Origin of the sequence: Methylophaga sp. UBA3613 (assembly GCF_002375415.1) — a bacterium.
Taxonomy (GTDB): domain Bacteria; phylum Pseudomonadota; class Gammaproteobacteria; order Nitrosococcales; family Methylophagaceae; genus Methylophaga.
Genome location: NZ_DFLS01000004.1, coordinates 15,590 through 36,755, shown reverse-complemented (window position 1 = coordinate 36,755; position 21,166 = coordinate 15,590). Strand labels below are relative to the sequence as shown.

Sequence of the window (21,166 nt, the reverse complement as noted above, 5' to 3'; positions counted from 1 at the left end):
GATTAATCCTTGTAGGCTGTTGCCCAACCCCAGTTATCCGGACGGCCACCACGACGAACAACGCGGCTGCGGAACAGATCAGCGACGATATCACCATCACCAGCAATCAATGCTTTGGTCGAACACATCTCAGCACACAATGGTAATTTACCTTCGGCTAAACGATTACGCCCATATTTTTCAACTTCTTCAGCCGAATTATCTTCTTCAGGACCACCAGCACAAAAAGTACATTTGTCCATTTTGCCACGTGCACCAAAGGCACCTTCCTGTGGATATTGCGGAGCGCCAAACGGGCAGGCATAAAAGCAGTAACCACAGCCGATGCAGATATCTTTGTCATGCAATACCACCCCATCATCGGTGGTGTAGAAACAATCAACCGGACAGACCGCCTGACAAGGTGCATCGGTACAATGCATGCAGGCGACTGAGATAGATTTTTCACCTGGAATACCATCATCAATGGTGACGACACGACGACGATTAATTCCCCAGGGTACTTCATGTTCATTTTTACAGGCAGTGACACAGGCATTGCATTCAATACAACGCTCGGCATCACACAAAAACTTCATTCGAGCCATTTAGCAATCCCCTTAATTAGGCAGCACGGACACGACAGAGAGAAACTTTGGTTTCCTGCATTGCCGTTACGGAGTCATAACCATACGTGAATACGGTGTTACACGATTCACCTCGAACATGTGGCACAGTGCCTTCAGGATAGTTATCAATCAAATCCTTGCCCTGATAATGACCACCAAAGTGGAACGGCATAAACACAACGCCCCGTTCAACACGTTCAGTCACCATGGCCATTACTTTAATGGAGCCACCTTCAGGTCCATCGACCCAAACCTGTTCACCATTTCTGATACCTGCATTGTTCGCATCAACCGGGTTGATTTCAATAAACATATCCTGCTGCAATTCAGCCAGCCATGGATTGGAGCGGGTTTCTTCACCACCACCTTCGTATTCAACCAAACGACCACTGGTCATAATCAATGGGAAGTCTTTGCTAAAATCCGTCGCTTGAATTGATCCATAGCGAGTCGGCAGACGATAGAAGCTGCGGCGATCTTCGTAAGTAGGATATTTCTCTACCAAATCACGACGTGTTGTATAAAGCGGTTCGCGGTGAATCGGTACTGGATCCGGGAACTGCCAGACGATGGCACGCGCTTTGGCATTTCCATAGGGTGCACAGCCATGTTTGATCGCTACACGCTGAATACCACCGGATAAATCAGTTTTCCAGTTTCTACCCTCAGCTTCAGCTTTTTCCTCAGCGGTCAGGTCATCCCACCAGCCCAGCTCTTTGAGCATCGCATCGGTAAATTCAGGGTAACCATCGGTAAGCTCAGCGCCCACAGTACTGGAACCTTCTTCGGATAACAGATTAACGCCATCACGTTCCACACCAAAGCGGGCACGGAATGGACCACCACCCTCTGCTACCGGTGTCGAGTTGTCATACAGAATATGGCTGCCAGGATGTTTCATTTCCGGTGGTCCCCAGCATGGCCATGGAAGACCATAAATCTCACCATCACAGGGTCCGCCTTCAGCTTTCAAAGTGGTGGTATTGAAGGTATGCAGGTTTTCCGATTGCAGTTTGAGACGTTCTGGTGATTGACCGGTGTACCCAACTGCCCACATGCCTCTGTTGTATTCACGGGTGATATCTTCAATTAATGGCTCTTCACCATTCACGGTAATCTGATTACAAAGCTCTTTTTCAAAACCGAATTTTTTGGCGAATTTATACATGATCGTATGATCAGGCAAAGACTCAAACAGCGGTTTGATAATCTGGAAACGCCATTGCACTGAGCGGTTTGATGACGTCAATGAACCATAAGTTTCAAACTGTGTTGCAGCCGGTAACAGGTATACACCGTCGGTACGATCGTTCATTACCGCTGAAACAGTAGGATACGGATCAACCACTACCAGCAGATCCAGTTTTTCCATGGCTTTTTTCATTTCAGGGCCACGCGTCTGACTGTTGGGTGCGTGTCCCCATAACACCATGGCTTTAATGGCATCATTCTGATCGATGTTATCTTTGTTTTCCAACACCCCATCGATCCAGCGAGAGACTGTTATACCGTTGGTATACATTGGTGACACTGCCGTGCCATCGATTTCTTCGTATTTACTCTGATCAAATTTTTGTTTCAGCCAGTCCAGCTCAACATCCCAGACACGAGCCCAATGCTGCCAGGCACCTTCAGCCAGTCCGTAATAACCCGGAAGACTATTAGAAACCACACCAAAATCAGTGGCACCCTGAACGTTATCATGACCACGGAAAATATTGGTCCCACCACCGGAAACACCCATATTACCGAGCGCCAGTTGCAGGATACATAAAGCACGGGTATTGCTGTTACCAACGGTATGCTGGGTTATGCCCATGCACCAGATGACAGTGCCGGGACGATGTTCGGCCATGGTTTTAGCCGCCTGATAAACATCGGCTTCTTTGGCTCCGGAAACCTTTTCAACTTCAGCAGGTGGCCAGTTAGCGACTTCCTTACGGATTTCGTCCATTCCGTAAACGCGCTGTTCGATAAAGCTTTTATCTTCCCAGCCATTCTCAAAAATATGCCAGAGCATGCCCCAGACAAACGGGATATCAGAACCGCTACGAATACGAATAAATTGATCGGCGTGGGCAGCAGTACGGCTGAAACGCGGATCAACAACGATAACCGGTGCACCACGCTCTTTACCGCGGAAAATATGCTGTAATGAAACAGGATGTGCCTCGGCCGGGTTAGCACCGATAATAAAAATTGCTTTGGAATTATGAATATCGTTATAGGAATTAGTCATTGCCCCGTAGCCCCAGGTGTTTGCAACACCGGCAACTGTGGTGGAATGACAGATCCGCGCCTGATGATCAACGTTATTGGTGCCCCAGAACGCGGCAAATTTGCGGAACAGATAAGCCTGTTCATTGCTGAATTTTGCTGACCCCAGCCAGTAAACTGAGTCCGGACCAGATGTTTCGCGAATGTTCAGCATCTGGGTGCCGATTTCATCAATGGCTTGTTCCCATGACACACGCTGCCATTTGCCATCGACTTTTTTCATTGGATATTTGAGTCGTTTGTCACCATGACCATGTTCACGAACTGAAGCACCTTTGGCACAATGCGAACCAAGGTTGAAAGGATGATCAAAGCTGGGTTCCTGACCAATCCACACGCCATTTTGTACTTCAGCGGTGACACCGCAGCCTACACTGCAATGACTGCAAACACTGCGAACCCGGGTGATTTCACCTTCATCGTATGCGGGTTGCCGCCCTTCAGCTGCCTCGGCTTTCTGAATCATTGCATTAGGCAGCAAACTCATAAAGGCTGCGCCACCTGCCGCGATACCTGAACCTTTCAGAAAGGTTCTACGATTTACGCCAGAGATACCACTGATAATGGCTGCCGGATCACGTTTAGTCAGTTTCATAACGTCAGTCTTTTAAAAGTCAGCACGCTGGTAGTAAGTTTCAACATGCTCAGTATGTTGATAACCTTTTGCAGCAGGAGCGGGTTCGGCGGGAGTTTGTACAATTTTTTGCGGAGCAGCTTGCAACGTATTTGCTGTTAAAGCCAACGTTGCCGTGCCACCAATTGTGGCGGTCAATTTGTGCAGAAATTCTCTGCGGCTATTTGATGGCTTTGCAGTCATGGATTTCTCCGAATGAAATTCAGTGCAGTGACACGCAAGGGGTTGTCAACGTTGACAACAAATTGAGCCCTAATTATCGCGCAGACGAGGTTACTGTTCAAGGAGATTCGCCTGCAAATTCAAACTATCTGTCATTGTTCGAGTCGTTGAAGTTCCGCTTCTATGAAATGTTTGCCCAATAATGCGACGGCTGCATAAAAAACGGCACTTTTTGCCTTGGCCAAATCCGTAAAGAACTTGGCTGCCCAGGGGCGTAAATGCGCATTAAAAAAGGCTTTATCGTCAATGACCGGGATGCCATTGGCTGACAGGATAAGTCGCATCACATCACACTCACCGGCGATATGATCTTCGGGTTCAGCTTTATCCTCTTGCCGCTCCAACCCCAGTTTTCCGAGATCAACACGTAATCTTGCCAGGGGTTTTTCATTTAAAAAACCGCTTTGGTAATATGACCCGTATGGAATCACCTCTCCCTGAGCCAGTCCGATAAACAATAATTGATATTCATCGGCGATTTGTTCAGCAATGTTGTGTGCTGCCGCATCGATCAAAGCCTGCCAGCCCTGACCAAGAGGACTTTCCGGTTCAGTGACTTGCAAACGGCTGATATTATCAAGCAAGTCCTGCTCTGGTGGCGTTGCCAGCAAATTGGCTAAAAGCGCATAGGTTTGGGCACGCCACTGAGTTTCTTCAATTTCTTCCACGTTTGTTAACCTTTTTTGAACATGGCTTTGACACGACAATCCTCACACATCTTCAGCTGTTCCAGCGCCGCGCCCTGAAACATATGATGATCTTTTAATTTTGCGGTAATCGTGTCGATCATTTTCTGAGTGGCAAACGGTTTTGCACAACTGATGCAATGAAAAATCGCCTCTTCATGCAAAATACGCTTTTGCCGTGCCTGATCCCGTTGATACAAATAACGTGGTGCCAGACTGATGGCATTTTCAGGGCAGGCCGTTTCACAAATACCGCATTGCACACATAAATCTTCAATAAAATTGAGTTGCGGTTTATCGACGCCATCAACCAACGCCCCAACCGGGCAGACCGATACGCAAGACATACATAATGTACAGGCTTGTTTATCGACCAGAATCTCCCCAAAGGGAGCCGGTTTTTCCAGTTTGATTTCTGCCTGAGGTGAGGGGGCATTTTCATACAGATGCGACAAAGCCATGGTACTGACCCGCCGCTTGTTATCCATACCGGCAAAGCGGCTTGGAGTGGCAGCCTCTGTTTTGGGTAACTGCTGGATGTGGGATTTTAAGGCCGTAAAATCATTGCCTTGATGCCAGTGAATGGCGGTTGAATAGCCCATGCCGTTCAATAATTCGTTGGTTAAGGTTATTTGCTGCTGCAATTCCTGCCAATCATGATCACTATGGGTGAGCGCATCCCAAACCGTGACACCAGCGGCGCCATAGGCCATCGCCGCCAGCCAGAATGGCATACTCAATGCGCCAACTTCTTCAATCGAGAAGGTAATCACATTGTCAGTGAGTTCATGACCGCGCATCTCCAACAAGGTTTGAGCATTGGATTCATCATGAATCAGAATATGCGGTGGCTGGGTTTCCAGTTCGTCATATTGCTGCATCATTGAACGTAACCGTTCAAGGCTAACGTCCAGCGTTGGCAACGCATAATTCATTGCACCGGATGGGCAAACGGCCACACAGCTGCCACAACCCTGGCATAAATTGGGATCTACCCGAACTTCGTCACCTGCATGGCTTATTGCTTCAGCGGGACAGGCTTCAAGACATTGATTACAGCCTTGAATACCACGGCGCGAATGGGCACAGATATTCGGTTTGTATTGGAAATACCGCGGTTTATCAAAAATACCAATCAGATCGGGCAATTGCTGTATGGCTTCGGCCAGAGCTTGTTGATTTTCACCGGGGGCGAAATAACCTAAAGGCGAAACTTTTTGTTTGAGAATTGGCGAATCAGTTAAATCCAATACCAAATCAAAGCGTAATGTTTGCCCTGCAATTACGGCATCAAATTCACCCAGCCAGCCGGTTAAGCTATCCAGTTCACCTGCTAACAAGGTCACATCATCGCTTGTAACAGTTGATGAGTCGGTCACACATGCACTGATAGTTAATGGCTGACAATGTGCTGCCACGGCAGAAACAGCCTCGGCACTGCCAATAATCAGTAAACGACCACGGGATTCAAACTCAATCAATTGCACCGGATGAATTTCAATTCGGCCTGCTTCCAAAACCACGTTATGCAATGGGGTTATCCTCCTCGTCGCGATTATTTCGCGGTTTTGTGTCGTTATTCTGTTCAGAATCTTCTGCAGGATCAGCCGCTGCTGGCTGTTCAGCTGTTTCATCTGGCGCCAGCTCACGTTCCAGCACCCGTTTCATTTCATGGGTTACTACAGAGCCCAATCCAGCAAAAGCATGATAGTTATAGTCATTTTCGTATTCTTCAAGCCCATCAGTCTGATTAAAGCCCGGTTTACGAAATAAATCGCGTAATGCCTGTTTTTTGGTTTCCGGATCAACATTCTCACGTTGCCAAAGGGGCAAATCAGCTGACTCTTTGGCTGGTGCAGTTTCATCTGTCAGGTTTTGTTCGGTAGGCGCTGATTTTTCAGTTGCCGTTTCTTCTTCAATATTGGTTTGCTGTTTACGGCGGGACCAGCGCGATAAAAAATTTTCGGATGCCGATTTTTCTTTCATCGAGCGCCTCCATCATTGTCTTTCCACCTTTCACGACGGCGCTTTTTGGGAGCTTCCGGTGCATAGTGATAGATCAGAAAGCGTTCCAGCCAGACACATAATTCATCTGGCAAAGCTGCTTCCATCACGTGATCGCCAGCTTCCATATAGGAAGCGGCTTCATCGAAATCCACGGTTAGTAAAACCGGGGTGAACAGGTCATTTTCCAAGCGGCCGATAAAATAAATCTTGGCCTGTTCTGACATCAGATTTTGATAATAGCTATCACAATAATGCCGAAATAAACGCAGATGCAGATCGGGATAATAATGCAGCTCACCTTCGGTCTGCGCATTGGACAATTGTGTTTCGCTGAGACCAGGAATGACACCCAGCAAAGACCAGGAATGTCTGGCCCAGCGGTGTTGACTGACTTTTTTCAGCAATACAGCGGTAACGGAAAAATGATCAGAAGGTATATCCAGCATCTCTATCAGGCATTGTGAATTCAGCCTAATAGGATACCAAGTAACCGAGCTTTTTACTCGGCTACTTCAACGGAACTGACTTTTTGCAATCCTCGGGGTAGCTTATGTCCGCGTTTGCCGCGCTCTCCGGCATAGTGTTGCAAATCAGCGGTTTTCAGCGTGAGATGACGACGTCCGGCGTGCAGCGTCAGACTGTGATTTTCCGGAACCAGTGTGACCGATTGCAACCATTCCTGGCCACTGGTGAAACGTGCCTGCGGAATATTGATTAAACGGACGCCTTTGCCTTTATTGAGTTCTGGCACTTCACTGATTGGGAAGACTAATAACCGACCATCACCCGCAGCAACCGCCAGTTGTTGCGGCATTTTTGTATCGACCACCAATGGTGGTAATAACGCCGCTTTTTCCGGCAGATTGAATAAAGCTTTACCGGCTTTGTTTTTAGCCAGTAAGTTATCAAAGCGAGTGACAAAACCATAACCAGCAGTATTGGATAACAACACCATCTGATCATTCTCAGCCGCAATCACCGCAATAAAGCGTACTTCCGGCGCGGATTGCAATCGACCACTGAGCGGTTCTCCCTGGCCTCTTGCTGATGGCAAGGTATGCGCCGCCAGTGAATAACTACGGCCGCTTTCATCCAGGAACACGACCTGCTGGTTACTTCGGGTTTTGACCGATGCAAGATAGCGATCGCCGGTTCGGTAATTTAATGATCCCGGATCTACATCATGGCCTTTAGCCGCCCGCACCCAGCCACTGGCCGATAACACAATTGTCAGGGGTTCTGTGGGTAATAACTCGGTTTCGCTGAGTGCTTTGGCCGCATCACGCTGTTTGATTTCGCTACGACGGTCATCACCATATTTTTCGGCATCAGCTGTCAGTTCCTTGCGGATCAACGATTTCAAACGAGTTTCCGAACTCAGTAATAATTCCAGAGATTTACGTTCCTTGCTGAGCTCATCCATTTCGCCTTTGAGCTTCATTTCTTCCAGTTTGGCCAAATGACGCAAACGTAATTCGAGAATCGATTCGGCCTGGCGATCACTAAGACTGAATCGGGCCATTAACTCGGCTTTGGGATCATCCTCATAACGGATAATGGCAATGACTTCATCTATATTCAGATAAGCAACCAGCAGGCCTTCCAGCACATGCATGCGATCCAGCACTTTATCCAGACGATACTGTAAGCGGCGGCGTACTGTTTGAATTCGATAGGTTAACCATTCGCTGAGCATCTGCAGCAGGTTTTTAACCTGCGGCCGACCATCCAGGCCGATCATGTTCATATTGACGCGGTAGCTGCGCTCCAGATCAGTGGTAGCAAACAGATGCGACATCAGACTTTCAATATCCACCCGATTGGAACGCGGCACTATCACCAGACGCACCGCCTGTTCGTGATCGGATTCATCACGTAAATCCGCAACCATTGGCAGCTTTTTGTTGTTCATCTGTGCGGCGATCTGCTCCAGCACTTTGGCACCGGAAGTCTGATATGGCAGCGCATGAATCACTACTTCGTTGTCTTCAACTTTATAGGCGGCACGTTGACGAATTGAACCATGTCCGGTTTCGTAGATGCGACGGATTTCAGCTTGAGGCGAGACGATTTCACCGCCGGTGGGGAAATCCGGTCCCTGAATTTCAGTTAACAGATCATCTAACGTACTTTTGGGTGATTTCAGTAATAACAGGCAGGCATTTACCACTTCCCGCAGGTTGTGCGGCAGGATATCGGTTGCCATGCCCACGGCAATACCGGTGGCCCCATTCAACAATACATTAGGGAGTCGTGCAGGCAACAGCTGTGGCTCATCCATGGTGCCATCAAAATTGGGCATCCATTCGACCGTGCCCTGCCCCAGCTCAGTTAATAATGTTTGGGCGTAAGGTGCCAGACGTGCTTCGGTATAACGCATGGCAGCAAACGATTTGGGATCATCCATTGAGCCCCAGTTACCCTGACCGTCAATAAGGGTATAACGATAGGAGAATGGCTGAGCCATTAGCACCATGGCTTCATAACAGGCCGAATCACCATGCGGATGATACTTACCTAATACGTCACCGACGGTACGAGCGGATTTTTTATGTTTGGATACAGCACTGAGGCCTAACTCGGACATCGCATAAACAATGCGTCGCTGGACCGGTTTAAGACCATCAGCCAGATGCGGCAAGGCACGATCCAGAATGACGTACATGGAATATCCCAGATAGGCCTTTTCGGTAAAATCCCGAAGCGGTTGCTGTTCCAGATCGTCAACTATAGTGCTCATTCAAAATTCTCAGTTCAGATTAAACCATCAGCTAAATCGCCATGCTGTTCCAGCCAGACTTTTCGATCACCAGCACGTTTCTTGGCCAGCAGTTTATCAAGCGTCATAAACGTATCATCATCGGCGTCAATGGTGAGTCGAATCAGCCGGCGTGTATCGGGAGCCATGGTAGTTTCACGTAATTGCAAAGGATTCATCTCGCCCAGACCTTTAAAACGCTGGGTACTGACTTTGCCTTTAATTTTATCTCGTTCGATACGGTCCAGAATGATTTGTCGCTCTTCATCATCCAGTGCGTAAAACACCTGTTTGCCGACATCAATCCGATACAGCGGTGGCATCGCCACACAGATATGTCCGGCTTCGACCAGTGGCCGGAAATGTCGGACAAATAACGCACATAACAATGTGGCGATATGCGCACCATCCGAGTCAGCATCGGCAAGAATACAGATTTTGCCGTAACGCAGTCCGGTAAGATCATCCGAACCAGGATCAACACCTACTGCAACAGCGATGTCATGAACTTCCTGTGAAGCCAACACCTGTGAGGCTTCGACTTCCCAGGTATTCAGAATCTTACCGCGTAACGGCATGATAGCCTGAAATACACGGTCTCGGCCCTGTTTGGCACTGCCACCAGCAGAATCCCCTTCCACCAGAAACAGTTCAGTGCGAGATGGATCCTGAGAAGTACAGTCCGCCAGTTTACCGGGAAGTGCCGGACCGGATTGCACCCGTTTACGTACAACTTTTTTTGCCTGTTTTAAACGTGATTGAGCATTGTTAATGGCCAGCTCGGCTATTTTTTCACCATCTTCAATATGATGGTTGAGCCATAGGCTGAACGAATCTTTTACTGCACCGGCAACAAACCCGGCACATTGCCTGGAAGACAGACGTTCTTTCGTCTGGCCGGAAAACTGGGGATCCTGCAATTTGACTGATAATACGTAACTGCAGCGTTCCCAGATATCTTCGGCCGATAGTTTTACGCCGCGTGGCAACAGGCTGCGAAACTCGCAAAACTCACGCAAAGCATCGAGCAGACCTGAGCGTAATCCGTTTACATGCGTCCCCCCCTGTGCGGTCGGGATAAGATTGACGTAACTTTCTGCAATCACCTCTGCCGGTTCAAGCTGCCACATCAGGGCCCAGTCGACTTCCTGATCTTCATCGGCAAAATGGCCAACAAACGGTTTGGCTGGGACGCAGGGCACATCGGTCATCGCATTGGCGAGATAACTGTTCAGGCCATCTTCATAACACCAGCGATCATTTTGTTTTTCGGCACCACTTAAATCTTCAAAGGTAACCACTAAACCGGGGCATAATACCGCTTTGGCTCGCAAAACATGGCGCAGACGTGAGACCAGAAACTTTGGTGCATCAAAGAAACTGGTATCTGGCCAGAACCTGACGCTAGTACCGGTATTTTTTTTGCCGACTGTCCCGGTTTCAGTTAAAGGCTCAACTAACAGACCATTTTCAAAAGCAATGCTGTAGCTGATGCCATCACGACGGATATTCACTTCCAGTCGTTTGGATAAGGCATTGACGACAGAGACACCGACGCCATGCAAACCACCTGAGAAACGATAATTTTTATTGGAAAATTTACCCCCGGCATGCAGCCGGGTCAGAATTACCTCAACCCCAGGCACACCTTCTTCAGGGTGGATATCCACCGGCATCCCCCGTCCATCATCAATGACTTCAAGCGAGTTATCGGGATGCAGGATGACTTCAATATTTGTTGCGTGACCGGCAATGGCTTCATCGACACTGTTATCAATGACTTCCTGAGCCAGGTGATTCGGCCTTGTGGTATCGGTATACATGCCGGGTCGTTTTCTGACCGGATCCAATCCCGTTAGAACCTCAATTGCCGAAGCGTCGTAGATATTGGTCATTTTCTCTTAGTCAAAAAAATCAAGTTGCCCGAAGGTTAGCAGGATAAAAGCAGGATGTACAAGCATCCTGGCGATTGGAACAAAATAACGCAGCCCCCATCACATATAATTAGATGCTAATATTTAACCTTACTTATCATTTTCAATTTAGGGCTAAATAAAGTGTCGTTATGAATGCCTGAGGGGATGATCAATGTTGCATATTAAATAACGGCTATGGTTCACTGACAAAAAGCATTTTGATTCTCTGAACCTCGCGAACAAGGTTTTCTTCTCCCGCCATGGAGGAGAAAGTTATCGTTATCCAAGGACATCTATTTTATCGACTCAGTGTGGAGCACGAAGATGAATATTCGGCCAGTTTTTTTTATCACAATCTTGTTATTTGCCTTTTCAGTTCAGGCTGATAACGCTAAACAGTTTGAAACCCAGGCCAATGCGGCGATAAAAGAATTTGCCGAAACACTCAAATCAGCATTGATGTTATCCATGCAAACAGATGGTTCAGTGAAAACTATTGCTGTTTGTAAAGATATTGCTCCCAGAGTGGCCGAACAGGTTTCCACCAAATACAATCTTGATGTCAGTCGTACCGCTCTGAAGATCCGTAACCCTGAAAATAAGCCTGATGAATGGGAAAAAACTGTTTTAAGAAGTTTTGAAAAACGCCTGGAAAAAGGTGAAATTATTAAAAAGCTCAGTTTCAGTGAGCAGGTGGAAACAGACGGCGTTAAACAATGGCGCATGATGAAAGCGATTGGTACCGATTTAGTCTGCGTCACCTGCCACGGTGAAAAGATACCGGAGCCTATCCAGGCCAAGTTGAAAAAACACTATCCTGATGATCAGGCCACGGGATTTAGCGTGGGTAGCGTTCGTGGCGCATTTAGTGTCAAACAGAACCTGACGGATAATTAACTTTCTTTAAGACTGATAATTTCGCTACGGCCTTTTTGCACTGAGATCAGTTTATCTTCCCTCGCCAGCCAGCCAATGGCTCTTTGTACCATTTTGATATCAAGACCACACTCGGTAGCCAGCTTGGTAATGCTGGTCGCCCCATTTTTTTGTAAATATTGCCAGATTTTGCCTGCGGCATCCCCAATAGTCTGTTGCATCACAAACCTCATCGCGTTGAAGTAAAATCTTTTGTTAAGTTCTACTGTTCTTAGTAAAGCTTCATTTCGCGCTTTCCCAGGCAGAAACGATTTGCTGACAGGCTTGTTCAATCATTGCCCTTGGCGCGGCAATATTCATTCGCATAAAACCACTGCCGGCATCGCCAAACATCACACCGGGGTTCATCGCCACACCCGCCTGTTGAACAAAAAAGCTTCTGAGTTGTTTGTCATTAAGCATTAGTTCACGGCAATCAAGCCATAATAAATAGGTTGATTGTAAATCCAATATTCGTATCTTCGGTAGCTTTTCAGCAAAAAATTGCTGTACCCAGTGGTAGGTTTGCTGCAGGTACAACAACAGTTCATCCAGCCACTGTTCTCCATGCCGGTAGGCGGCTATCGTTGCTTCAATACTGAACGGATTGGCAGCACTGACATGCCAGGAGTTAAACACCGATTCAATCGCTTTTTTATGCTGATTATCAGGGACTATCAACATCGACATCCCAAGCCCGGCAATATTAAATGTTTTGCTGGCCGATACAGCGGTCACCATGGGCACATCATCCGCTAGTGTTGCCAACGGAATATGCTTCTGACCCGATAAGACCAGATCGGCATGAATTTCATCGCTTACAATAATCAATTGATTTTGCCTGGCAATATCCAGTAGCTGTTGCAGTTCAGACTCGCTCCACACCCGACCACCCGGGTTATGTGGTGAGCAAAGCAACAGCATTTTGGCCCCTGCTGCAGCCTGTTCGGCCAACTCAGCAAAGTTAATCTGATAATAATCATCCACCAGCTGCAATGGATTCAATAGCAGATTCCGCTGGGTCTCAGTCACCGCCGAGAAAAAGGGAAAATATACCGGTGGCTGGGCTATGACCTGATCATGCTTTTCGGTGAGCGCCATGATGGTGGCATGCAATGATGGCACGACTCCCGGACAAATCAGGATATGTTCAGCGTCAATATGCCAATGATGACGTCGTAAAAACCACTCCTGGGTGGCCTGATACAACGCTTCAGGATATTCACTGTAGCCATAAAGTGGATGCTGGGCCCTGACAGTCAACGCTTTTGTTACCGACTCAGGGGCAGCAAAATCCATATCTGCCACCCATAACGGAATGGCATCTTCGCGGCCAAACAATCGCTGGCGGGCATCGTATTTAAGGCTATACGTGCCGCTGCGATCTATTTGCTGATCAAAATCAATCTTCGACATTTCGACGTTCCCAGATAGTCACCTCTGACAGAGTATGCTGGAATTTACGTCGGGTTTCACGGAGTACGAATGGTTGCGAAAATGGCCCATCAATTAATTGAAAGTGATTTTCCAACACGCTTTTGATGCCATCCAGTGTGGAAAAGCTTTCTCCGTCTTTTTTGAATCCACCCAGCCAATTGGCTTTATCCGTGTGTTCTTCCAGCCATGTATAGGGCGAGGCTAACACTAACAAGCCCCCCACATTAATTCGTTCATGTATGTGTTTTAAAAATAATATCGGGTCATACAAGCGGTCTAGTAAATTAGCCGCTAAAATCAAATCATAGCCTTGGTAGACCGCTTTTAAATTACAGGCATCGCCCTGCATAAAATCAACTTTATGCGCGGTATCTTCCAAACCAAAGTTTTCCAGCCGTTGTTCGCGATACAGTAATAAATCACCTTCATCGGCTATGGCATAACGGATGACGCCATCACGCTTGAGCTGGACACCGAGATTGATCAGCCGTGCCGAGAAATCAACCCCTGTGACCCGATCAAAATGCCTGGCTAATTCGAAACTGGCACGACCAACCGCACAGCCAAGATCAAGCGCGTGTCTTGCGGGTTTATCCCCCATCTTCTCAATAGCCATCCGGGCGATGGCTTTTTGAAAGTTAGGCACATCAAAATAACTTTCACCGTAGTGGAATTCAGCATATTCCGACAACATTTTGTCGGTTTCATAGTTAGAATCCAGATTCACCACTGGCGCATCCGATACCACATAACGGAATCCTGCATGCTGAAAAAAGTGACGTCTGAACGCATAACGGGATGATAAACGGCTTTCATTGCCACAGGAAATCCAGCTGCCACCTTTTATCAGATTATGTTTTCCATCATATGTCGGCGTGGTGAAATCATCATACAGGCGGTGAACCTGTGATCCATCGAATGGATAAATCGGCGTTTCAGTCCATTGCCAGACATTGCCTCTGACGTCATAAAATTCACCCTGTGCAAAATGATTTACCGGACAGGAGGAGGCAAAATGATCCAAATGAATATTGGCGGAGGCTGCATTCTCGTCCAGTTCTTCGATACCAGCAACATCAACCAGACGATACCATTCATCCTCGGTAGGCAGGCGTACAGTTTCACCGGTTTGTTCAGACTTCCATGCACAGAATGCCTTGGCTTCATGATAGTTTACTTCTGCAGGCCAATCCCAGCGCATTGGCACAACCTCAGCCATTAACCGCAATTGCCAGCCCTGATCGGTTTTTAGCCAGAATGTGGGATATTCAGCTTGTGTAAATTCCCGCCATTGCAGCCCTTCCTGCTGCCAGTATTGTGACTGCTGGTATCCGCCCGCTTCAACAAAGGCTAAAAACTCATGATTACTGACCAGATATTTGGCAGATTGAAAGGCTGGTACTTCTGCCTGATGTTGACCATATTCATTATCCCAGCCGTAATACTCATCATCAAAGGACTTGCCCAGTTTTACCTGACCAGCATCCACTGGCAAAACTGTGTTCTCAGGAGCTGATCCGGAAATATCACATGCCGGCCACGCCGAATGCGGTTGTACCCACTGTAATTGCTGCTGACGAATTAATACTGATGAAGTTTCCAGATGGATCTGTTCATGTTCAATCCCCATCATGATGGCCCACCATGGGTTGTCCCAGTTGATAGGTAATTGCAGAGGGGCTTTTTGAATAAGCTGATTAACGACTTTTTTCACTTGTTGCCGATAGGCTTTTACTTCCGCTACTGAAGGCCAGTCATAATGATCATCATTAAGATCATCCCAGCTCATTTCATCCACACCAACCGCGAACATTGATTCAAAACGAGGATTGATGCGTTGAGTCAATAACCCGGCTAATAAAAGCTTATTAACAAAAAAAGTCGCCGTATGGCCGAAATAAAAAATTAACGGATGGCGAAGCGGAATACTTTTCTGATAATAGCCTTCTTCTGATTTCAAGTTGTCAAACAGCGATTCATAACGCTCAAAATTTGCATTGAAATAGGCAGCGAGTTCGTTGCGAATAGCTTCCGGCTCTTTTGCATTCAATCGTGGTGTACGTAAATATCTATGTTCTGAGTGGGAAAAAGATACGGCTTTTTCGGCAGTCATTGGTCAAAAATCCCTTTGAGGATAGCTGTAAGAATTTAATCTGACTTGTTTTGGACAAATAGGTTTCGCGTTAAAGCAGATTATAGCTGGGCAGCAAGCCAGGCCGTTTTGGCAGAAAGCTCTACCGAGCAGCTCCATTTATAGGCCAAATTGATGGTTTCCGCGCAGGCATAAACACCATGCCCCCGAACAATGACAACTTTATGACGGGCCAGCCCCTGCGCCACTGCCATTGGTGATTTCTCTATGTACTCGGCATAGTCAATTGAAATAACCGGGATGGTCGAAAAATAATACTGCCCTTCAAAATCCACCGGGATAAAATCTTCACCATTCATCGTCATCGCAATCGCATGCGGCCCATGACTATGAATAACGGCTCGAGTATTGGGATTATGCTGATAAGTTGCCAGGTGCAGCGGAGCATCCAGTGAGGCGCCTTCCCCGCATTGGCCGTCAATATCACAGGGCACCAGCATTTCCGGTGTCAAGGTATCGGCACAACAGCCTGTAGGCGTCACCCAAATCTGATTATGCCAGCGAAAAGAAGCATTGCCACTATGTGAATCGTTGCAACCGTATTGACGCAGCCAACGGTAATGTTGAACCAGTTGGGTTTTGAGTTCGGCCAATGAAGTTTCAGGCATCTTCGTTATCTTTACGGGTATTTTGCAGATGTCTTAACCATTGCGAAGCCTGATTACGGACTTCGGTGTAAGCCAGTGCACGATTAAGATGTTGCTCTGACTGCTGCATATTGCCCAAATGGTAGTTGACCATACCAGAGAGCATCCAGGCCTGGCCGCGTTTTGCTTCAGGTAATTTTTCCAGACTTTGCTGAAGCGGTCCAGCAGCTTCATCCCACTGTTCCATGCTGATAAATACTCTGGCCAGTTTCAGGTCGGTTTCGCCTGAGGAATCCATTGATTGCATTTGGGCTAACACCTGAGTGGCATTTTCATTTTCTCTGGCAGCTAACCAACTGTCAGCCAGTGATTCAAGATTTTTAAAATTACGCTCTATCACCCCATCATCCATAGATTTCTGCAGTAACTGGGCCGATTTATAAGGGATATTCAGATAGCGATACATATTTGCCAGGCGCAATACGGTGTCTTTGTCACCAAGATTCAGCCGCTTGGCCAGCATCTGTACGGCCAGCGAGGTCAGCCGTTTTTCCTGTTGGGCATAGAGAGCTGCCAATTGGTCCCAATAAGTTTTATTGACTGGAAAACGTTCAATCAGAATCTCCAGTACATTAATGGCTTGGTTGTATTGCTGCATTTCCATATGTGCAGACAATTGCAGTCGGTACCAATTTTCTTTCGGGGAATTATCACGCTGAATAGCAGTACGAATGGCCTCAACGGCATTGGTAAACTGATTTATCTGGTAATAGGCCGTTGCCAGTAACACATAGGCACTGCTGTTCGCCTGAGGTTCTTTGTTCAACCATTGTGTCAGCAGGTCGATGCCTTTCTGATACGCACCATCGCTGATTAATAACTGGGCAAGGTTATAGCGCAGATTGTGGGTGACATCCTCCGGCAGTGCATTCAGTGCGAGGGCATCTTCAAACTGTTCTGCTGCCAGTTTGTACTCTTCGGTTTCAGAGTATAAATACCCCAGAGTTTGCAAAACGACTGCTCTTTCGTAACTTCCTGCATCGGTTTCACCGACCAGCTTTTTCAAATCCGCTTCTGCCTGACGATATTGCTGCTTTTCCATTTTTTCCTGAGCAGCATTAAGCGATTTGTAGGTAGCTTCACTGAGCAGGTACTCATCTTCAGCCATTGAGATTAATGGCAATGCAAGACAGGCAACCAGCGTCATCAAAGCGAATTTTTGCGTAAGTTTCTTCATGTTTATCTGGCCAACTTAAATTCGATTTCCTGGGTCGCTCGGCGTTCAACCGGCTCACCATCGACAACTTTAGGCTTGAATTTCCATTTGAGAATAGCCGTCTTCGCTGCATTATCAAATACATTCTCAGGACTGGCAGAAACCACTTCAGGATCTTTTACCCGACCATCACGGGTGATGGTGAATACTACTGTCACCACGCCTTCAATACCCCGCCGCTGCGCGACACGTGGATAGTTCGGCGGAATTCGAACCAGTGGCACGACCTCATCATCCATCTGCGGTCCCTGCACCGGCGTAGGAGACGGCGCGGGTGCCGGTTCAGCACTGAAATCACCCAGATACGGCTGACCGGCAATATTCAATGGGATATCTATTTTCGGCATATCCATCTGCGGTTGCTGCACATCCGGCTGCGTCATTTTAGGAGCTGTAGTCGGAGTTGGTGGTGGCGGCTCTTCCGGCGGTGGTGGTTTTTTGGGGATTTCACGCTTGATTGTTTCAGGTTGGGTTTCTTCCTGTTTCAAACGCACAAAGTCCAGCACCAGCATTTCATTATCATCCCGATAAAGACTGCTATCTGACGTGGTCATTTCTTTCATCAAGGTGAACAAGCCATAATTGACCAAAATCGCCAGCAATAACCCAATAAAGATACGCATAGAAGGTGATTCTCCGCGACTAGTCTCGTTCAGCAGCAATTGAGACATTCGCAACTCCCGCCAAACGTGCCTGATCCATGACTTCAATCAATAAGCCGGTTTTGGCTTCTTCATCGGCCAGAATAATGACTGAACCTTCCGGGTTTTCCGCGTACATACGCTCTACATTGGCACGCACTGCACGACGATCTATCTGTCGTTGATCCATCCAGATTTCATCATTTTCACGTATCGATATCAGGATATTAGCGCGTTCTTTCTCCACTGCTGTTTTTGCCGATGGGCGGTTTACATCCACCCCGGTTTCTTTCACAAAAGAAGTGGTCACAATAAAAAAGATCAACAGGATAAACACCATATCAATTAATGGTGTCATGTTGATTTCAGCTATACCGCCACTTTGACGGCGGGAATGTCGTTTTCGCATAAACTTTCCTAATCTCTGCGTAGGGCGTCAGCCACGTTATTTACTTCTCTGGCAACACGCTGTTCCAGCTGAGTAATGAAATAGAGCCCTGATAAAGCGGTCAGCAAACCACCCATCGTTGTTATTAATGCCACTGAAATACCACCGGCCATACCACGTGTGTTGCCGGTTCCAAATACAGTCATAACATCAAAGGTCTGAATCATGCCATTTACCGTGCCCAGCAATCCCAGCATCGGTAACGCCACTGTCAGGGTACGAATCAGAATCAGAAAACGCTCCAGCATCACCTGACTTTCAGCAATCATGCCCTGACGGATTTGCTGGGCATACCAACTGGCCAGATCATCTCGCTGATGCCACTCATCCATCATCTTGCGAACTTCACGCGGATGCAGAAACCAAATAAACACATAGCGCTCGATAATCAACGTCCACATCAGAATAGACGCCAGCAGAATAAGCCACAGCACGGTGCCGCCGCTTTCCATCAGCAGTTGTATCTGAAATAGATTATCCATCGCGTTGCAAAGTTTTTGTTTCAGCGTTACGAGCAACGATTGCTGCACTTTCTTCATCAAGGATCTGAATCAAACGATTACTTTTGCTCGATAAAGCGCTATGAATTAATAGAATAGGAATCGCAACGGCCAAACCAAGTTCCGTGGTGACCAGAGCCTGTGAAATACCACCAGACATCAGTTTCGGATCACCGGTACCAAACAGCGTAATCGACTGGAAGGTTTCAATCATGCCGGAAACTGTACCCAATAAACCCAGCATCGGCGCGACTGCGGCCAAAATCGCCAAGGTAATCAGGCCACGCTCGATACTTGGCGTTTCTCTGAGGATAGCTTCATCCAGCTTAAGTGAAAGAGTTTCCACATCCTGAGCAATCTTGTCACTGTAAACCGACAGAATCCGTCCCAGTGGGTTTTTCATATTCAATTCCTGGGTCTTCTGTTGTTTACTGACCCCCCGTTCCATACGCATCAACGTTACGAAACGAATCAGTGCAATCAACAACCCAATTGCTCCCAGGATCAGAATGATGTAACCAATCCAGCCGCCTTGTTTAATGCGTTCTTGCAAATTAGGTGTTTGCACCAGCAAGGCCATGATCGCACCCCGCGTCGGGTCTACTACAGCAGTTTTTAAAGCTCCGGCTTCACTGGTTTCAAACTCTTCCATAAGATCGCGAAGGCGCTCAACTGGTTGTCTGGCTAATTCCACCAGATTACGATTTTCTGGCATATAACGCAGAAACTTGCCGTCACTGAAGGCAGTAAACACACCTACCCGAGTCACATTACGATCAGCAACTTCACCATTTGCCGTGATCACCTGAGCGGGAAACTGTACTACTTTGCCCGAATGCGTCATTTCATGTTGCAACACTAACCACAGCTCACGTAACTCATCGATACTAGGCTGTTGTTTACGTTCACTTAATTCCGTCAAAAAAGCGATTCGTTCTGGATATTGCACACTGGTCATTGAAGATTCAATCACTGCACGACTGTCATTGGCCATTTGGCGAACCGTACCAAACAACTCACCCAGTGAGCCGGAACGTTCTTGTAATAAGGACTCCTGTTCCGCTAATTTGAATTCGTTTTCTTCAAACTGTTCATTCAATGTTTCGGTACGACGTTCTTCGGCAGCTAAGTCTGCTTTGGCTTGTTGCAACAACTCGGCCTGACGATCACGTGCTTCAAGAAATTCTGTTTCACGAATGCGATTCTGTTCCTGTTCTATTACACGTTCACGCTTGACCTGTTCCAGCAACTGATCGAGATTGGCTGGTTTATCAGCGGCCATGACAGTAAGAGGCAAGGCCATTAAGGAAATAATAAAAATAGACATGCTTCTCATTGGTTTGCCTCTGGCGTTTTGACCGGCAGGGTTAATAAATCAGGTGGCAATTGTTTACGTGCCACTTTCAGACCCTGAATAACAGATTGAACAGAATCACGTGGAAGCTGCTGCCAGCTTTGAGTTTCCTGATCCCACATACCGGCTTCCATTTGATCCAATGTCAGGTAATACAAGCCGACACGGCCAACTCTGAGAAAATCCACGGTACGATTTCGATCTTCGGTATCCAGTTCACCTTGATAGGCTTCAAGGGTACGACCATATTCTGTCTCCACCTGATAGGCTTCCAGAATGCGGCGGTATTTTTCTGACAGATTCACATCCGCGCGATCCATCATCTCTTTCAACTGTGCTACGCGGCTGTTACGTTCTTCAGGTAAAAATGGCGTATCCAATTCCACGAATTGTTCAAGCACTTCGACCATTTTAATCATCAACGGCGTGATATCACGTTGGGTGGTATCAATATTCGCTAACTGCTCTTCGATTAATACCAGTTCGTCCTGTTGAGAAGAAACCAGCTGTTCAAGTTGGCTGTTATAAGCCGCCAGACTTTCTTTCTGATTGAGCACACTGCGATATTCCGCCAGCAGTTCACGGGTTTCATCATCAAGACTATCAATTTGCTGCTGAGTACGCTGGGCGGCAATATCAGTCTGAACCTGTTGGTCAACAGCTTGATCCAATGCGCCAGCATAGGTGAATGAAGGCACCAACCAGATGCCCAGCAGGCAGCATAGTCGGCTGAAATTAAATTGCATAA

General features: G+C 47.2%; 20 protein-coding genes. 1 reads left to right on the top strand and 19 read right to left on the bottom strand.

Annotated elements, in window-relative coordinates; all coding sequences use genetic code 11:
• Positions 1-2 precede the first annotated feature (2 nt).
• The 9 genes from fdh3B to parE form a co-directional block, all read right to left on the bottom strand.
• The gene (gene fdh3B, locus B3S93_RS02325) at positions 3-587 is read right to left on the bottom strand and encodes a formate dehydrogenase FDH3 subunit beta (RefSeq protein WP_292353481.1); all 585 of its coding nucleotides are present in this window, start codon (positions 585-587) and stop codon (positions 3-5) included.
• Positions 588-603: 16 nt separating this feature from the next.
• The gene (locus B3S93_RS02320; protein WP_292400429.1) at positions 604-3,480 is read right to left on the bottom strand and encodes a formate dehydrogenase subunit alpha; all 2,877 of its coding nucleotides are present in this window, start codon (positions 3,478-3,480) and stop codon (positions 604-606) included.
• A 12-nt stretch (positions 3,481-3,492) separates the two neighbouring features.
• Positions 3,493-3,702, bottom strand: coding sequence for a Tat pathway signal protein (locus tag B3S93_RS02315; protein WP_292353479.1), 210 nt, complete (start codon positions 3,700-3,702; stop codon positions 3,493-3,495).
• Positions 3,703-3,833: 131 nt separating this feature from the next.
• Complete coding sequence (locus tag B3S93_RS02310; RefSeq protein WP_292400432.1) at positions 3,834-4,409, bottom strand: TorD/DmsD family molecular chaperone; 576 nt, start codon at positions 4,407-4,409, stop codon at positions 3,834-3,836.
• Between the two features lie 5 nt (positions 4,410-4,414).
• The gene (locus B3S93_RS02305) at positions 4,415-5,950 is read right to left on the bottom strand and encodes a 4Fe-4S binding protein (RefSeq protein ID WP_292400602.1); all 1,536 of its coding nucleotides are present in this window, start codon (positions 5,948-5,950) and stop codon (positions 4,415-4,417) included.
• Position 5,951: 1 nt separating this feature from the next.
• On the bottom strand, positions 5,952-6,413 hold the full coding sequence (locus B3S93_RS02300) for a DUF3306 domain-containing protein (RefSeq protein WP_292400435.1): 462 nt from the start codon (positions 6,411-6,413) through the stop codon (positions 5,952-5,954).
• Positions 6,410-6,880, bottom strand: coding sequence for a DUF3305 domain-containing protein (locus B3S93_RS02295; protein ID WP_292400438.1), 471 nt, complete (start codon positions 6,878-6,880; stop codon positions 6,410-6,412). The genes B3S93_RS02300 and B3S93_RS02295 overlap by 4 nt, the downstream gene beginning before the upstream one ends.
• Positions 6,881-6,933: 53 nt before the next feature.
• On the bottom strand, positions 6,934-9,174 hold the full coding sequence (gene parC, locus B3S93_RS02290) for a DNA topoisomerase IV subunit A (RefSeq protein ID WP_292353475.1): 2,241 nt from the start codon (positions 9,172-9,174) through the stop codon (positions 6,934-6,936).
• A gap of 14 nt (positions 9,175-9,188) precedes the next feature.
• Positions 9,189-11,087 (bottom strand): DNA topoisomerase IV subunit B, encoded by a 1,899-nt coding sequence (parE, locus tag B3S93_RS02285; protein ID WP_292353474.1) that lies wholly within the window; start codon positions 11,085-11,087, stop codon positions 9,189-9,191.
• Positions 11,088-11,432: 345 nt separating this feature from the next.
• Here parE and B3S93_RS02280 point away from each other — a divergent pair, with 345 nt between their 5' ends.
• Entirely contained in the window at positions 11,433-12,005 is a 573-nt protein-coding gene (locus tag B3S93_RS02280; RefSeq protein WP_292400441.1) for a Tll0287-like domain-containing protein, read from the top strand.
• Here B3S93_RS02280 and B3S93_RS02275 read toward each other — a convergent pair.
• The 10 genes from B3S93_RS02275 to B3S93_RS02230 all read right to left on the bottom strand — a co-directional run bounded on the left by B3S93_RS02275 (position 12,002) and on the right by B3S93_RS02230 (position 21,164).
• A complete protein-coding gene (locus B3S93_RS02275) occupies positions 12,002-12,205 on the bottom strand; it encodes a winged helix-turn-helix domain-containing protein (RefSeq protein ID WP_292400443.1) in 204 nt (67 codons plus the stop codon). The genes B3S93_RS02280 and B3S93_RS02275 overlap by 4 nt on opposite strands.
• Positions 12,206-12,266: 61 nt before the next feature.
• Positions 12,267-13,439 carry a MalY/PatB family protein gene (locus B3S93_RS02270; RefSeq protein WP_292400445.1) on the bottom strand — a complete coding sequence of 391 codons (1,173 nt, stop codon included), beginning with the start codon at positions 13,437-13,439 and terminating at the stop codon, positions 12,267-12,269.
• Positions 13,426-15,573 carry a 5-histidylcysteine sulfoxide synthase gene (gene ovoA / locus B3S93_RS02265; RefSeq protein ID WP_292400448.1) on the bottom strand — a complete coding sequence of 716 codons (2,148 nt, stop codon included), beginning with the start codon at positions 15,571-15,573 and terminating at the stop codon, positions 13,426-13,428. Before ovoA ends, B3S93_RS02270 begins: the two co-directional genes overlap by 14 nt.
• A gap of 80 nt (positions 15,574-15,653) precedes the next feature.
• Positions 15,654-16,220, bottom strand: a complete 567-nt coding sequence (locus B3S93_RS02260) for a class II aldolase/adducin family protein (RefSeq protein ID WP_292353469.1) — start codon at positions 16,218-16,220, stop codon at positions 15,654-15,656.
• Positions 16,213-17,436 carry a tetratricopeptide repeat protein gene (locus tag B3S93_RS02255; protein WP_292400450.1) on the bottom strand — a complete coding sequence of 408 codons (1,224 nt, stop codon included), beginning with the start codon at positions 17,434-17,436 and terminating at the stop codon, positions 16,213-16,215. Before B3S93_RS02255 ends, B3S93_RS02260 begins: the two co-directional genes overlap by 8 nt.
• 2 nt (positions 17,437-17,438) lie before the next feature.
• Positions 17,439-18,146 carry an energy transducer TonB gene (locus B3S93_RS02250; RefSeq protein ID WP_292400453.1) on the bottom strand — a complete coding sequence of 236 codons (708 nt, stop codon included), beginning with the start codon at positions 18,144-18,146 and terminating at the stop codon, positions 17,439-17,441.
• Positions 18,118-18,525, bottom strand: coding sequence for an ExbD/TolR family protein (locus B3S93_RS02245; protein WP_226074860.1), 408 nt, complete (start codon positions 18,523-18,525; stop codon positions 18,118-18,120). The genes B3S93_RS02250 and B3S93_RS02245 overlap by 29 nt, the downstream gene beginning before the upstream one ends.
• A gap of 8 nt (positions 18,526-18,533) precedes the next feature.
• Positions 18,534-19,046: a MotA/TolQ/ExbB proton channel family protein gene (locus B3S93_RS02240; protein WP_292353466.1), complete on the bottom strand. Its 513-nt coding sequence runs from the start codon at positions 19,044-19,046 to the stop codon at positions 18,534-18,536.
• Complete coding sequence (locus B3S93_RS02235; protein ID WP_292400456.1) at positions 19,039-20,391, bottom strand: MotA/TolQ/ExbB proton channel family protein; 1,353 nt, start codon at positions 20,389-20,391, stop codon at positions 19,039-19,041. Before B3S93_RS02235 ends, B3S93_RS02240 begins: the two co-directional genes overlap by 8 nt.
• A 5-nt stretch (positions 20,392-20,396) precedes the next feature.
• Positions 20,397-21,164 (bottom strand): DUF3450 domain-containing protein, encoded by a 768-nt coding sequence (locus B3S93_RS02230; protein WP_292400459.1) that lies wholly within the window; start codon positions 21,162-21,164, stop codon positions 20,397-20,399.
• Positions 21,165-21,166 lie beyond the last annotated feature (2 nt).